This is a genomic window from Mycobacterium kiyosense (assembly GCA_021654635.1).
Lineage (GTDB): Bacteria > Actinomycetota > Actinomycetes > Mycobacteriales > Mycobacteriaceae > Mycobacterium > Mycobacterium kiyosense.
Genome location: AP025179.1, coordinates 4965561 through 4980303, shown reverse-complemented (window position 1 = coordinate 4980303; position 14743 = coordinate 4965561). Strand labels below are relative to the sequence as shown.

Sequence of the window (14743 nt, the reverse complement as noted above, 5' to 3'; positions counted from 1 at the left end):
TGTATCGGTGGCACGCCCCAACATCATCGAAGAAGACGAGTTGCTGGACAGGCTGCTGGATACTGTTGCCGACCAGCAGGAGGGGGGCGCGACCGGGCCCCAGGTTCGACTACATGTTTGCATCGGGCCGACCCGAAAGCGCAGCGCGACGTTGCTTGACAACTGTCAACCGAGTGGGGAGGTCGGCGCGTGATCGCACCCACCGACGAGCAACTGCACGAGCCCGGCCCCGACCCGGCTTGGCAGGAGAGCTACTACTTCAACTGGGCAGACCCGGGCGAGCGGTACTTCGGGTTGGCCCGCATCGGCTTCAACCCGGCTGCCGGCCGCGTCGACGGCCTGTTACTGACCGTCCGAGACGGCAAGCTCGAGTACGTCTACCCGGGCGTGGGCCTACGCTTCGATCCCGCGCTGGGCCAGCCCGCCACCCGCGGGCTGCGGGCTGGGCAGCTGGCGTTCACCATGCGAGAACCCTTGACGCGATGGAATATTCGATTGGATGGCCGCAACCGCGTCGATCTGAATTGGACCGCACTGACACCACCGCACGACTTCCACGACGGCCCGAGGACCGCTGGCCGGTCGGGCGCGGGTGCGGCCATGCACTTCGAGCAGGCCGGTACCGTCACCGGTGGCATCCACGTCCGCGGCAAGGAGTACGAGGTCGACTGTGTGGGCCAGCGCGACAAGTCGTGGGGCGCGCGGGACTGGGCTTCGATTTCGGGCTGGGAGTGGATCACCGGACTGTTCGGAGCCGACTTCGGGTTCAATGCGACGCTGTCGTTGATCGGGCCCGACGGCGTGGCAACCGGTTTCGTCCACCGCGACGGGGTATGCCGCCCGTTGGCCCAGGCCGTCGTCGAATACGAATGGACGCGCATACCCGACGTCCCCCGGGCGGCCCGCATCCTTCTCACCGACGCCGACGGCACTCACTACGACGTGCGCGCCACCGCACTGGCCCAGGTGCCGCTGATCAAGACGGGGTTGTTTCTGCAGGAGACCCACGCGCGGTTCGAGACCGAGCTCGACGGCGTGCACCGCGCCGGTGTGGGTGTGATGGAACACGCCTGGCATGCGGATCGGCGGCAGTCGTTGCAGCGGTTACCGGATCTGGCGCCGGTGCTGGCTCTGGCGCTGAGGGAAAAGCTCGCATGCTGGAGCGTCTGACCGCACACACCGACGCCGCGGTAGAGCGGTTGGGTGGCAAGGCTGCCGGTCTGGTGCGGTTGCTGGCCGCCGGACTCACGGTGCCCGAGGCCTGGGTGGTCCCGGCTGACATCTCACTGGACCCGGCTGCCCGCGAGTCCGCTCTGGCCGACCTGGACTCCTGGTGGGCGCACGTGCGGGCGGACCATCCGGATGCTGTTTGGGCGGTGCGGTCCTCGGCCGTGGCCGAAGACCTCGATGGCGCTTCGTTTGCGGGGATCTACGAGACGGCGCTGGGCCTGGCATCGCTCGAGGAGATCCGTCGGGCTATTGAAAAGTGCTGGGCGGCGAATGAATCCACGCGGGCCGACGTCTACCGCGCCGCACACGACTGCGATGCCGGCGGCGGTATCGCCCTGGTAGTGCAGCGGATGATCCAGCCGACCGCCGCCGGCGTACTGCTGACCGCCAACCCCCCGCCGTCCGTTCGCCGACGAGATCGTCATCGACTCGGTGTGTGGGGGCTGGGCGAGGCCCTGGTCTCCGGCAGGGTCGATCCCGACAGCTACGTCGTCGAGCGCTCCACCGGCCGGCTCAGAACGCGGCGTATCGCCGCCAAGCGGGTCGAGTTGGTCTATCACAAGTCCTTGACCGAACGATGCGTGGCACCCGAACGGCAGCTTGAATCGTCCTTGGACGAACACGATTTGGCCGCGCTCTACGACTGTGCCACCGTCGTAATCCGCGCCATCGGACCGCGACGCGACCTCGAATGGGCCATCGAGGAGGGGCTGGTCTACGTCCTGCAGGACCGCCCCATCACCGGCCTGCCCAGCTCGACACCGGACAATGTGTGGTCGCGAAAGTGGGGCGACGAGTACAAGTCCGAATACGCGCTGCCGCTGACCGCGGACCTCACCGCGGGGTGGATGGACATCCCGATGTTCATCGAGATGCTGCTGCTGCAGGGCCGCCCGGACCTGGCCGTCCGGGAGCCGTTCAAGCTGGTGAACGGCTACCTGTACATGGACGGCAGCTACGTGGTTCGGCTGGCTGGCTCCTTCCCGAAAAGCCTGCGGCACAAGATGTTCGGCGACCTGTTCACCCCGCTGTGGCTGGACCGCATCATGGCCGAACCGTGGCGCCCCGGCAGCACTCTGGCGTTCGCGCTGGGCCCGTACCGGGACCGCGCACGCGGGTCGGCCGCCCGCAACCTGCGGGCCATGGACAGGCATTGCGCCCAGATCGACGCGCTGATCGTGCCCAAGCTGCGCCAGGACTATTCGGCACTGGACCTGCGCGAGTGGCGCAGACAGGTCGACGAGGTGGAGACCTTCGCCCAGGATCACTTCCGGATCATCCGCTGGGGAATGGGTGTGCACAACAGCACCATGCACCGGTTGCTGGCCGGACTGCTGGCGTCGCAAGCCGGCGATGAAGACGGCGCACTCTATGCCGCGTTGATCAGTGGTCTACCGGGAACCCATACCGCCAAGATCAACACGCAGCTATGGGAATTGGCCGCGCTGGCCCGCGAGGACGGCTCCCTGGCCGCCGCCCTGTGCGAGCAGCGTTCGTGGTCGCAACTGCAGCGGGATTTCCCCCAAGCGCCGTTCTGTCGCCGGTTCGCCGATTTCCTGCTGGCCCACGGGCACCGATCGTCCAGCCGGGAGATCGCTTCGCCGCGGTGGCATGAGCAGCCCGACGTGGTCCTCGGGCTGATTCGCGCTCAACTACAGCCGGGCGCCCAGTCGGTGGACCCTCGCATCGCCGAGCAGCAAGCCGTTGCTCGCCGGGTCGCCGCGTTCAACGAGGTGGTGACGCGCTTGCGACGCAAACCCCTGGGGGGGTTGCGGGCCAGGCTCTTTCGCAGCATCTGCGCGCGCACCCAGGTGTTCACCGTCTACCGCGAGAACCAGCGCTATCACCTGGATTACCTGCACGCGCAACTCCGCGCGCTGGTGTGTGAACAGGCCAGGCGGTTGGTCGAACGGGGCCTGCTGGGCGCCGTCGACGACGTGTTCCTCCTGACGGGCGACGAGTTCTGGGCGGCACTGGCCGGCGCCGCCGATCCGATCGACTACGCGGCCCTGGAACGGCGCCGCAGCAACTATCTGACCTACCGCCACCGGGTTCCGGCCACCTACCTGTTCGACGATGTCGAAACCGAAGGCGAGCTCTGTGAAGGCGATTCGGTTGCCCAGGCATCGCCCGGCGCGATCACCGGGCTCGGTGTGTCCCGGGGGTCGGCGCGCGGGCGCACCCGCTGCGTCGAGGAACTGGCCGACCTCGGCGACGTGCGGCCAGGGGAGGTGCTGGTGGCCAAGACCATCGACCCGGGTTGGACGTCGGTGTTTCCGATGCTGGCCGGGCTGATCACCGAGAGCGGTGGAATGCTCAGTCACGGTGCGATATTGGCGCGCGAATATCACCTCCCCACCGTCACCGCCGTCCCAGCGGCGACCAGCACGCTGCCCACCGGCACGCTGGTCGACGTCGACGGCACCGCGGGTGTGGTGAAGGTCGTCGACGACGCCACCCTGCAGCCGCCGGCCGCGTCCTAGGCTGACGGCTCGGTCATTCGCAGGCTTAGCGAAAACAGCAGCCGCACATCGGGATCGGCCAGCGAGGTGTACAGCAGCTTCTCCACCCGGCGCACCCGGTAGCGCACCGTGTTGGGATGCACCTGCAGCCGGCTCGCCGCGGCGGCGATGTCGCCGAAGCAGTCCAGGTAGGCGCGCAGAGTCTCGGCCAGCACCGGGTCCCGGTCACGCAGCTCGCGCACCCGCGGATCGATCAGGCGGTGGTCGGCCCGGACGCGGGTGACGATCTCGTCGAGCAGCACGGTGGTGCGCGCCTCGGCCAGGTCGGTGACCCGGCTCAGGGCGCCGGGGTGGCGTTCGGCGCTGTCCAGCACCCGATCCACCTCGGCTCGCGCCCCGGCCACCGCACCCAAACCGGCGACCGGCGCGGCGATGACCGCACGCAGTTCGACGCCCAGTTCCGCGCGCAGCGCGCCGATGGTGCCGCGCACCCAGGATGCGATCGCGCGGGGCGTCGAGATCGCCGGGAGCAGCGTGTAGATCCGCGAGCCGTTGGCCGCGACCTGAGCGTCGTGGCGAAAAGCGCTGGCGCTCAACGCCAGTACGTCGGCTAACCGGGCGGCGGGTGCAGCCGGCGCGAGGGCGTCCCACCCGATCAGCGCGGCGTCGCCGGCAGTGGGCAGGCCGAGTTCGCGGGCAATGCCCACGGCGTCGGTGGGTTCACCGTCGCGCAGGCCGAGCAGCTGCTGAACCTGCCGCGTCTGGTGGGACGGCCGGGCGGCCAGCCGGGACATGATCCGAGCGGCCAGCACCGCGGCGCCGCGCAGCATCGCGTCGGCGTCGTCGGCCAGCGGACGAGAGCCCTGCTGCACCCAGATGGTGCCGACGAAGCCCCGCGGGTCGGTCGGTTGATGGACGCCGATCGCCAGCCGTGGGCGCAGCCCCAGTTCCGGACGTTCAGCGACGCGCACCACTTCACCGCCGGCGCGCAACGCGTCGAAGATGCCCCACTGGCCGATCCACTTCAGGTGCTCCGGCGGACCGGCGCGGCCCAGAATGGACAGCCGGCGCAGTTCATCGGCCTCGTCGCTGGACGCCGAATACGCCAGCACGTGGGATTGCGCGTCTTCGATGCTGACCATGCCGTGAATGCGGTCGGCCAGCGATTGCGCCAGGCCGAACAGGTCGGTGCCCGGGTCGTCGCCCGCGGGATCGCCGTGATGCTCAAGAACCCGGTTGACCAGCTGGTACAGCCGTTCCCAGCGGGCCTGCGGCTCCACGGCCACCACCGCTGACCCGGCTCGCACCGCCGCGGTCACCAACGCCGCGGACGGATCTTTGACGAACACCGCGATCGGCGTGCTGTGCTGGCCGGCGATCCAGCGCGCCGCCTCATCGGTGCCGATGCCGAGCAAAAAGAACACGTCGGCCGAGCCCGCGGCGGCGGCCAGGCCCAGCCGCAGGTCGTCGGAGTCGATCAGTGCGGCCGAGGTCACCGGAAGATCCAGGCCGCGGGGCGCCTGCACCAGGCTCACCATGGTGGCGTCCAGTGCCAGCAAGAGCCGACCGAGACCCACACCCGCACCGTTCATTGGCTGATTCTACTAGCAGCTGGTGCAAATGTTGTCCGATCAGCCAACCGAATGGCGACCCGCACCGGGGATTCTGACCTGCATGGACGCCATCACCCAGGTACCGATGCCGGCCAACGAGCCGGTCCACGACTACGCACCGAAATCACCCGAACGCCGCCGACTGCTCACTGAACTGGCCGCGCTGGCCGGTGATCCGATCGAGCTGCCGCACGTGATCGCCGGACGGCACCGGATGGGAGACGGAGACCGGATCGACGTCGTCCAGCCACACCGGCACGCCGCCCGGCTGGGCACGCTGACCAACGCCACCCACGCTGAGGCCACCGCCGCCGTCGAGGCGGCCATGGCCGCAAAGGCGGGCTGGGCCGCCACACCTTTCGACGAACGTGCCGCGGTGTTCCTGCGTGCCGCCGACCTGCTGGCCGGGCCGTGGCGGGAGAAGATCGCCGCGGCCACCATGCTCGGGCAGTCGAAATCGGTGTACCAGGCCGAGATCGACGCGCCGTGCGAGCAGGTCGACTTCTGGCGGTTCAACGTCGCATTCGCCCGGCAGATCCTGGCGCAGCAGCCCATCAGCGGCCCGGGGGAGTGGAACCGCAGCGACTACCGCCCGTTGGACGGTTTCGTCTACGCGATCACGCCGTTCAACTTCACCTCGATCGCGGCCAACCTGCCGACCGCGCCTGCGCTGATGGGCAACACCGTGGTGTGGAAACCGGCTGTCACGCAGACGTTGTCGGCATATCTGACCATGCAACTGCTGGAAGCCGCGGGCCTGCCGCCCGGCGTGGTCAACCTGGTCACCGGCGACGGGTACGCGGTATCGGATGTGGCGCTGGCCGATCCGCGGCTGGCGGCCATCCACTTCACCGGTTCGACGGCCACCTTCGGGCAGCTGTGGCAGCGGGTCGGCGCCAACATCACCGCCTACCAGAGCTATCCGCGGTTGGTCGGGGAGACCGGCGGCAAGGACTTCGTGGTCGCGCACGCATCGGCCCGCCCCGAAGTACTGGCCACGGCGCTGATCCGGGGAGCGTTCGACTACCAGGGCCAGAAGTGCTCGGCGGCGTCCCGGGCCTACGTCGCGCACTCGGTGTGGCAGCGGATGGGCGACGAGTTCCTGCACACTGCGGCAACATTGACCTACGGCGACATCACCGACCTGACCAACTTCGGCGGTGCGCTCATCGACCGCCGCGCCTTCGCCAAGAACGTCGACGCGATTGAGCGGGCCAAGGGTGCGGCGGCTGTCACCATTGCGGTCGGCGGCGAATACGACGACAGCGAAGGCTATTTCGTGCGCCCCACCGTGCTGCTGTCCGACGACCCGACCGACGAGTCGTTCGCCACCGAGTACTTCGGTCCGCTGCTGTCGGTGCACGTCTACCCCGACGATCAGTACGAGCGAATTCTCGGCGTCGTCGACAGCGGGTCGCGGTACGCGCTGACCGGCGCGGTGATCGCCGACGACCGTGCGGCCGTGTTGACCGCATCGGAGCGGCTGCGGTTCGCCGCGGGCAACTTCTACGTCAACGACAAGCCGACCGGGGCGGTGGTCGGGCGCCAACCGTTCGGCGGGTCGCGCGGATCAGGCACCAACGACAAAGCCGGGTCACCGCTGAACCTGCTGCGCTGGACCTCCGCCCGGACCATCAAGGAGACGTTCGTGCCCGCCACCGAGCACACCTACCCGCACATGGCCGGGGACCTCTGATGTCCGGGGTGTTCGCCCACACCGCGCGCCCGGCGCTGCTGGCGGCCGGCCGGGCCGACGGGTTGCGTCGCTTCGTCGAGCACTCGGCCGTGACGCGTCGGGTGGTGCGCCGGTTCGTCCCCGGGGACAGCCTGGACAGCGTCCTGGAAATCGTTGCCGCACTGCGGGATTCCGGAAGGTACATCAGCATCGACTATCTGGGGGAGAACGTCACCGACGCCGAGGATGCCGCGGCCACCGTGCGGGCATACCTGGAGTTGCTCGAAGCGCTGGGCCGGCGGGCGGACACCGCGCATGCGGGTGTGCGGCCGCTGGAGGTGTCGGTCAAGCTGTCCGCGCTGGGTCAGGCGCTGCAGCGGGACGGCGGGAAGATCGCGCTGGACAACGCCCGCATCATCTGCGAGCGGGCCGGCGCGGTGGGTGCCTGGGTCACGGTGGATGCCGAGGACCACCGCACCACCGATGCGACGCTGTCGATCTCCGGTGATCTGCGCGCGGACTTTCCCTGGCTGGGAACGGTCTTGCAGGCCTATCTGATTCGCTCGGTCGGCGATTGCCGCGACCTCGCCGATGCCCGGGTGCGGCTGTGCAAAGGCGCCTACGACGAACCGGCCTCGGTCGCCTACCGGGATGCCGACGCGATCACCGACTCGTACCTGCGCTGCCTGCGGGTACTGATGGACGGTCGTGGCTATCCGATGGTGGCGTCCCACGACCCCGCGATCATCGCCGAGGTCCCGCGTCTGGCACACGAATCAGGGCGTGGTGTCGACGATTTCGAGTACCAGATGCTGTACGGCATCCGCGACGACGAGCAGCGGCGGCTGGCGGGCGCGGGCAGTCAGGTGCGGGTGTACGTGCCGTTCGGCACTCAGTGGTACGGCTATTTCATGCGGCGGCTGGCCGAGCGGCCGGCAAACCTGGGCTTCTTCCTGCGGGCGCTGCGGCATCGAGCCTGATCTCTGGCTCACCGCACCTTCGGTGCGCCCCTGGGCGTTCGGGTGCGGTCGTCGGCGAAGCCACGCACCACGTGCGCACGCACGAAATCGGCGACCACCGCCGGATCGTCCATGTCCAGCGTCGACGACGGCGTGCTGAACAGCGAGAACAGGATTCGGGCAAACCACTCCCCGGCCGCCGCCACGTCGAGGTCTTTGCGGACCTCACCGGTGAGCTTGGCGGCGGAAAGATGCGGCGCGAAGAACTCGGCGCATTCGCGCAGCAGTACGGCGGCGTCCTTGGTCAGCAGCAGGCTGAGTGCCTCTTCGTCGAAGAACTTCTCCGAAGCGAACGCGCGGCTTGCCTGCGTCACGAACACCGCGGCCCGACACAGCTTGTCCTCCAACGAATCACCGTGATTCATGGCTTTGGACATCTCCCGGTAGAACTCCTCCGACGCGTTCTCGGCGCAGGCCTCCAGGATCGCGCGCTTGTCGCTGAAATATTCGTAGACGGTGCTGCGGGATACGTTCGCCGCTCTGGCGATGTCGACGATCGTCGTCTTCTGCAGCCCGTGCTTGGCGAAGCAGGCGTAAGCGGATTCGATGATGAGTTCGCGGGTGTCGTTCGCCTGGCTCAAGTCGGCGGCCCCGGTGGTCATTGCGCTCAGCGCCCCAGGATCAGCCCGCTGGTCGGCACTCCGGTACCCGAGGTGACCAGCACGTGCTCGACGTTCTCGACCTGGTTGTAGGAGGTGCCCCGCACCTGCCGGACGCCCTCGGTGATGCCGTTCATGCCGTGGATGTAGGCCTCACCGAGCAGCCCGCCGTTGGTGTTGATCGGGAACTCGCCGCCCAGCGACAGCCGCTGCACCGTCGCGAAGTCCTTGGCTTCGCCGCGTCCGCAGAATCCGAGTTCCTCGAGCTGGGTGAACACGAACGGCGTGAAATGGTCGTAGATGAACGCGGTTTGAATGTCCTGCGGCTTCAAACCCGAGTCACGCCAGAGCCGGTCGGCGACCACTCCCATCTCCGGCAAGCCGGTGATGTCGTCGCGGTAGTAGCTGGTCATCATCTCGCCGTTGGCGGCCGCGCCCTGGGCCGCGGCGGTGATGATCGCCGGCGCCCGGCGCAGGTCCCGTGCCCGCTCGGCGCTGGTGACCACCAGCGCCACACCTCCGTCGCTCTCCTGGCAGCAGTCCAGCAGGCGCAGCACCGGTTCGACGATCCAGCGGGAATTCTGGTGGTCCTCCAGCGTGATCGGCCGCTCGTAGAACCACGCGTCGGGATTGCGGGCCGCGTGCGCGCGGTCGACGACGGCGATCCGGCCGAAATCTTCGTTGGTGACCCCGAAGGTGGACATGTAGCGCTGGGCGTGCAGAGCCACCCACGCCGCCGGGGTGATCAGCCCGAACGGTGCGTAATGCGCCATGAACAACGGAGTCTCCGCGCTGGTGCGGCCGCTGCCGCCGAACCGGAAGCCGGACCGCTCGTTGAACGCCCGCCAGCACACCACCACCTCGGCGACGCCGGTCGCCACGGCCATCGCCGCGTGCACGACGGTGCCTGCCGCCGCGCCGCCGCCGTGATGGACGCGGGAAAAGAAGCTCAGGTCGCCGATGCCCACGTTGCGGGCGATCTCGATCTCGTCGCTGGAGTCCATGGTGAAGGTGACCATGCCGTCGACGTCACTGGGCGCCAGCCCGGCGTCGTCGAGTGCGGCACTGACCGCCTCGCAGGCCAATTGGAGCTCGCTGCGCCCGGACTCCTTGGAGAACTCGGTCTGCCCGATCCCGACGATTGCGCACTTGCCCGGCAGCGTGCTGCTCACGCGCGGGTTCCGTCGAGCAGGCTGAGCACCGCGGTTCCCGAGACGTGGTCGCCGAGGTCGTTGCAGCCGCGGAAGGTCACCTCGACGAAGTTCTCGCCCGCTGGACCGGCCGGGTCACCCGCCGTCTTCTTGGTCACGGTGCCGGTGAAGCTCAGCGTGGAGTTCGGAAAGCACGGCACGCCGAGGCGAATCGAGAGGTTCTTGACCATCGCCTCCGGGCCGGCCCAGTCGGTGAGGAACCGCACGCAGTAGCCGTTGGTGGTGAGGATGTTCATGAACAAGTCCGGCGAGCCCTGCTTGTTGGCGTAGTCACGGTCGTGGTGCACCGGCATGAAGTCCCTGGACGCGATCGCGCCGGCGACGATTTTCGTTGTGCTGATCGGGATTTCGAGTGAGGTGAGTTGGTCGCCGACTTCGATGTCCGCCCAATTGAGCGTGCTGGTTCGGCTGGTGGTGGTCGTCATCTACAGTCCTTCCGGATAGGTCGCGCCGAGGCGGGCCAGCTGCTGGGAGGCGGGACCGAGGCTCAGCTCGTTGTGCTTGGCCCACAGGAAGTAGCGGTGCAGGGGATAGGTGACGTCGATCCCGATGCCACCGTGTACCTGCTGCGCGGTCGCGGTGACCCGTGCACCGGCCTCGGCGGCCCAGAACTTCGCGATGCGGGCGGCTCGGTCGGCCGGCCGGTCGTGGGCGACCAGCCAGGCCGCGTGCCAGGTGGTCCAGCGCATCGCCTCGACGTCGATGAAACCGTCGGCCATCCGCTGCTGCACGGCCTGGAAGCTGCCGATCGGCCGGCCGAACTGTTCCCGCCCGGTGGTGTACTCGGCAGCGATGTGCAGCGCACGGTCGGCCACACCCAGCTGGACGGCGCACAGCGCCACCAACGCCCGGGTGTGAAGCGAATCGACATCGCCGGCGAGCCGGTCGTCCTCGGAAACGGTTGCGCCGTCCAGGAATACGTCGGCGTGGGGTTCGCGGTTGGTGGTCGGGACCGGCCGGACCTGCACACCGGGGGCGTCCGTCGCCACCAGGAACAGGCCGGCGCTGCCGTCGTCCAGAGCCGCGGGGATGAGGATCGTGTCGGCCAATTGTCCGGCCGGTACCAGTTCCTTGATTCCGTCGAGCCGCCAGTTTCCCCCGTCCCGGCGTGCGGTGGTGGCCGGGTGTGCCGGGTCGGAGCGTCCGGGCTCGGCCAGGCCGGCACTGAGGATACGTTGCCCGGCAACGATGTCGGGCAGGTAGCGCTGCTGTTGGTCGGGAGTGCCGTGCCGGGCGATCGGGTCGGCGCCGAGCACCAGCGTCGGATACGCCGGCACCGGGGCCACGCTCCACCCGACCTCGGCCAGCAGCACCCCCAGTTCGACGAAGCCGCCGCCGTTGCCGCCCAACGACTCCGGCAGCGCCGTCCCGAGCAGGTCCGCGGCGGCCAGTTCCTGCCACAACGCCGCGTCGTAGCGGATGTCGCCGGCTTCCAGCTCGCTGAGCCGCTCCGGCGTGGCGCGGCGCTCGAAGACGTCGCGGGCCAGCTTGGCGATGGTCTCCTGTTCCTCGGTGAAGGTGAAGTCCATGGCTACCGGCTCGGCCGGAACTGGTGCAGCGTCAGGTCGTTGTCGAAACTCTGGAAGTAGAGTTGCACCGGCATCCCGACTTTCACCTCAGCCGGGTCGATGTCGGTCAGGTTCGACACCAGCCGCACTCCTTCCTCCAGCTCGACCAGCACCACGATGTAGGGGTAGTCGAAGAACGGAACGCGTGGCTGATGCGGCATCACGTAGCTGTACACCGTGCCGCGGCCGGACGCCGGCACCGTCTCCCACTCCAGCGACCGGCAATGCGGGCACATCGGGCGGGGTGGGTGACGCAGCACCCCGCACCCGTCGCAGCGCTGGATCAGCAACTTGTTGTCCCGCAAGCCATTCCAGAAGAACTCGGTATCCGGGCTGATGGCCGGCGCCATTCGGGTCGCCATCAGCGGGCCGGCCTGAATCGAAGTACGCGGAAGCGTTGCCGGCCCAGCACTTCGCCGTGCTGGTTGGTGTAGGTGGTCAGCCAGGTCAGGAAGAACCCGGTGCCCAGCGCCGTCTTCTTCTCGTCCGACACCGACTCGTACACCGTCGTCGCGCTGATCAGATCACCCAGCCGCGGGTAGCGTTCGATCTCGAACTCGGAGTTGGTGGCCACGGTGCTGGTGTAACCGGCCTCGTCCAGGAAGGCCGTCGGGTTGCTCTTGATCTCGATCGGCGCGCCGCCGCGGTCGCCGATTCCTTCCAGCTTGGGCGACGGCATCGTCCAGGTCTGCAGCATCACCGGTGGCGACACGATGCCGCCGAACCGCGACGTCGCCGCGAAGTCGGGGTCGATGTACACCGGGTTCAGGTCGTCCATGGCGTACGCCCAGTGCCGGATCATCGGCTGATTCACCGGATCCGGTGCCACCGAGGGTTTTCCGCTGCCACCGGTGGGCTTGCCGACCAATGCCTGCACCTTGGCCTGAAGCTCTGAGTCGGTCACTTAGCTCGATCCTCCTTTGTCGGCGGTGGCGCGTAGGTCACGCGGTGCGCGCGGCATGCCCAGGCCCGCCATGGCGATGATGTCCCGCTGGATCTCGTTGGCGCCGCCGCCGAAGGTGTTGATGACGGCTTGACGGTACGCGGTCTCCAGGGCGCCGCGCAGCGGTGCGTCGGTGCCGCGGCGCACCCCGTTGCCGTCGAGCACTTCCAGCAGCTGCCGGGCGACCTGCTGGGTCAGCTCGGTGCCGAACACCTTGGCCGCAGAGGCTTCGCCCATGCTGAGCACACCTTTGGTCATCGCAGCGTTCACCCGCAGGTTGACCAATTTGTATGCGGCAACTTGAGCTTCGACCCGGGCCAGGGCGAGCTGCACCCACGGCTGGTCGATCACCCGGGCGCCGTCGAGCTCGGTGCTGCAAGCCCACTGCAGCGTCTTCTCGAACAGCGGCTCGAGCGCGCCCAGATTGCCCAATGCGGCGCGTTCGAAGTTCAGCTGGGTGGTGATCAGTTGCCACCCCTGGTTCTCCTCGCCCACCAGCGCGCTGACCGGCACCCGCACGTCGTCGTAGAACGTGTAGAAGGTGGAGACTCCCGGCATGGTGTGCAGCGGTTGCCAGGAGAATCCCGGTGCCGAGGTAGGCACGATTAGAATCGAAATGCCCTTGTGCTTCTTGACATTCGGGTCGGTCCGGACGGCCAGCCAGATGTAGTCGGCGTAGGCGGCGCCACTGGTGAACATCTTCTGACCGTTGATCACGTAGTGATCCCCGTCGCGCACGGCGGTGGTACGTATCGAAGCCAGGTCGCTGCCGGCGCCCGGCTCGGAGTACCCGATGGCGAACTCCACACTGCCGTCCAGGATCGCCGGCAGGAACGTGCGCTTCTGCTCCTCGGTACCGCGCTGCATCAGCGTCGGCCCGACGGTGTTGAGTGTCACCAGCGGGATCGGCGCCCCCGCCCGGCGCGCCTCTTCGCCGAAGATATACTGCTCGATCGCCGAGAAGCCTTGTCCGCCATATTCTTTGGGCCAGCCGACACCCAACAGGTGGGCCGCGGCGAGGGCGCGGACGCACTCCCGCACCGCGGGGCCGCCCTCGATGTTCTTGCCGATCGCGGCGACGCGCTCGGGCGTCATGACCTGTTCCAGGGTGGCGCGCATCTGCGCGCGCAGCCGCTGCTGTTCGGGCGTGTACTCCAGATCCATCCCTCAGGCTCCCAGCCGTACCGGCATCCGCTTGACCCCGGGCACCATGGTGGCCTTCATCCGGTCGACCTCGCCGACGAGTTCCAGGCGGGGAAAGCGGCGCAGCAACTCCTCGAACAGCACGGTGGCTTCCAGCCGTGCCAGTTGTGCTCCGATGCAGGAATGTTCGCCACAGCCGAACGCGATGTGCGGGTTGGGATGCCGGGTCACCTTGAATTCCTCGGCGTCACTGCCGAATACGTCCTCGTCGCGGTTGGCCGAGCCGTACAGCATCGACACCACCTCGCCCTCGCGGATCAGCTGGCCGCGCAACTCGACGTCGCGGGTCGCGACCCGGGACATGCTCACCACCGGGCTGGTGAAGCGCAGCATTTCCTCGACCGCCGCCGGGATCAGCGTGGGGTCGGCCACCAGCAGCCGGCACTGTTCGGGATGGCCGATCAGCGCCAAGGTGCCCAGCGCGATCAGGTTGCGGGTGGTTTCGTTGCCGGCAACCAGCAGCAGGAAGGTGAAGTTCAGCAGGTCTTCGTCGCTGAGGCGGTGTTCGTCGATCTCTGCTTCGGCCAATACCGACAGCAGGTCGTCGCGCGGATCCGCGCGCCGGGCGGCGATCAGTTTCTGAAAGTACTCGAAGAGCTGGCCGATGGCCACGAACGGATCGAGCTCGATCTCGGGATCAGCCGTCCCGGTGGCGGCGTCCGACCAGGCGCGGAACTGCTCCCAGTCATCGGGCGGCGCGCCGATCAACTCGGCGATCATCCGGGTGGGCAGCGGGGCGGCGATCTCTTCGGCGAACTCGTGCACCGAATCGGGCTGGACCTGGTCGAGGATGCCGCGCACGATCTCACGGATCTTGGGCTCGAGCACCGCAACACGGCGGCGGGTGAACCCGGCGTTGATCAGTTTGCGCATCTGCCGGTGCCGGGGCGGGTCGGTGAAGATGAGGTTGCCCTCCTGCACCGGGTTCGGCAGCTGCGGGTCGGGGATGCTGATGCCCTTGGTGGAGGTGAACAGCGCCGGGTTGCTGGAGACGAAGCGGATGTCCTCGTACTTGAGCAGCGCCCAGAAATTGGTGACGTCGTTCCACAGCACCGGCGACGTCGCGCGCAGCTGCCGGTAGGCCGGATACGGGTCGCCGGCGTAGAAGTCGGGGGAGTGCAGTGGGAATTCCGGTGAGTGCAGCTCAGCATCGGCGCGCACGCTCAGGATTCTCCGATCCGACACTTTTGGGGAAAGTGTCCTGCGCATCGTGTCTACTA

The 14743-nt window shown here is 68.1% G+C and carries 13 protein-coding genes; 4 read left to right on the top strand and 9 right to left on the bottom strand.

All coding sequences use genetic code 11. From position 1 onward, the window contains the following. Positions 1–189 precede the first annotated feature (189 nt). Together L6444_RS23360 and L6444_RS23355 are read left to right on the top strand one after the other, a co-directional pair. Complete coding sequence (locus L6444_RS23360; RefSeq protein ID WP_236977530.1) at positions 190–1170, top strand: DUF7065 domain-containing protein; 981 nt, start codon at positions 190–192, stop codon at positions 1168–1170. Then, complete coding sequence (locus L6444_RS23355) at positions 1155–3713, top strand: PEP/pyruvate-binding domain-containing protein (protein ID WP_236977528.1); 2559 nt, start codon at positions 1155–1157, stop codon at positions 3711–3713. The genes L6444_RS23360 and L6444_RS23355 overlap by 16 nt, the downstream gene beginning before the upstream one ends. On the opposite strand, the gene L6444_RS23350 is transcribed toward L6444_RS23355, so the two are convergent. Beyond that, positions 3710–5284: a PucR family transcriptional regulator gene (locus L6444_RS23350; protein WP_236977525.1), complete on the bottom strand. Its 1575-nt coding sequence runs from the start codon at positions 5282–5284 to the stop codon at positions 3710–3712. The genes L6444_RS23355 and L6444_RS23350 overlap by 4 nt on opposite strands. 82 nt (positions 5285–5366) lie before the next feature. Between L6444_RS23350 and pruA the strand changes: the two genes are divergently transcribed. Both pruA and L6444_RS23340 read left to right on the top strand, forming a co-directional pair. Further along, a complete protein-coding gene (gene pruA / locus L6444_RS23345; protein WP_236977524.1) occupies positions 5367–7001 on the top strand; it encodes an L-glutamate gamma-semialdehyde dehydrogenase in 1635 nt (544 codons plus the stop codon). Further along, complete coding sequence (locus L6444_RS23340) at positions 7001–7960, top strand: proline dehydrogenase family protein (RefSeq protein WP_236977523.1); 960 nt, start codon at positions 7001–7003, stop codon at positions 7958–7960. Before pruA ends, L6444_RS23340 begins: the two co-directional genes overlap by 1 nt. Before the next feature lie 8 nt (positions 7961–7968). Here the strand turns inward: L6444_RS23340 and L6444_RS23335 are convergent, their stop codons facing one another. From L6444_RS23335 to L6444_RS23300, 8 genes are read right to left on the bottom strand one after another with little or no spacing between them, the layout of a single operon-like run. Next, positions 7969–8601: a TetR/AcrR family transcriptional regulator gene (locus L6444_RS23335; protein ID WP_236977522.1), complete on the bottom strand. Its 633-nt coding sequence runs from the start codon at positions 8599–8601 to the stop codon at positions 7969–7971. Positions 8602–8606: 5 nt separating this feature from the next. Continuing rightward, positions 8607–9770: a lipid-transfer protein gene (locus tag L6444_RS23330; protein ID WP_236977521.1), complete on the bottom strand. Its 1164-nt coding sequence runs from the start codon at positions 9768–9770 to the stop codon at positions 8607–8609. After that, complete coding sequence (locus L6444_RS23325; protein ID WP_236977520.1) at positions 9767–10234, bottom strand: MaoC family dehydratase; 468 nt, start codon at positions 10232–10234, stop codon at positions 9767–9769. The genes L6444_RS23330 and L6444_RS23325 overlap by 4 nt, the downstream gene beginning before the upstream one ends. Further along, positions 10235–11338 carry an acyl-CoA dehydrogenase family protein gene (locus tag L6444_RS23320; RefSeq protein ID WP_236977519.1) on the bottom strand — a complete coding sequence of 368 codons (1104 nt, stop codon included), beginning with the start codon at positions 11336–11338 and terminating at the stop codon, positions 10235–10237. Between the two features lie 2 nt (positions 11339–11340). Next, complete coding sequence (locus tag L6444_RS23315) at positions 11341–11739, bottom strand: Zn-ribbon domain-containing OB-fold protein (protein ID WP_236977518.1); 399 nt, start codon at positions 11737–11739, stop codon at positions 11341–11343. Further along, positions 11739–12281: an FAS1-like dehydratase domain-containing protein gene (locus L6444_RS23310; RefSeq protein WP_236977517.1), complete on the bottom strand. Its 543-nt coding sequence runs from the start codon at positions 12279–12281 to the stop codon at positions 11739–11741. Before L6444_RS23310 ends, L6444_RS23315 begins: the two co-directional genes overlap by 1 nt. Next, on the bottom strand, positions 12282–13484 hold the full coding sequence (locus L6444_RS23305; protein WP_236977515.1) for an acyl-CoA dehydrogenase family protein: 1203 nt from the start codon (positions 13482–13484) through the stop codon (positions 12282–12284). A 3-nt stretch (positions 13485–13487) separates the two neighbouring features. Continuing rightward, positions 13488–14645 (bottom strand): cytochrome P450, encoded by a 1158-nt coding sequence (locus tag L6444_RS23300; protein ID WP_236984362.1) that lies wholly within the window; start codon positions 14643–14645, stop codon positions 13488–13490. Positions 14646–14743 lie beyond the last annotated feature (98 nt).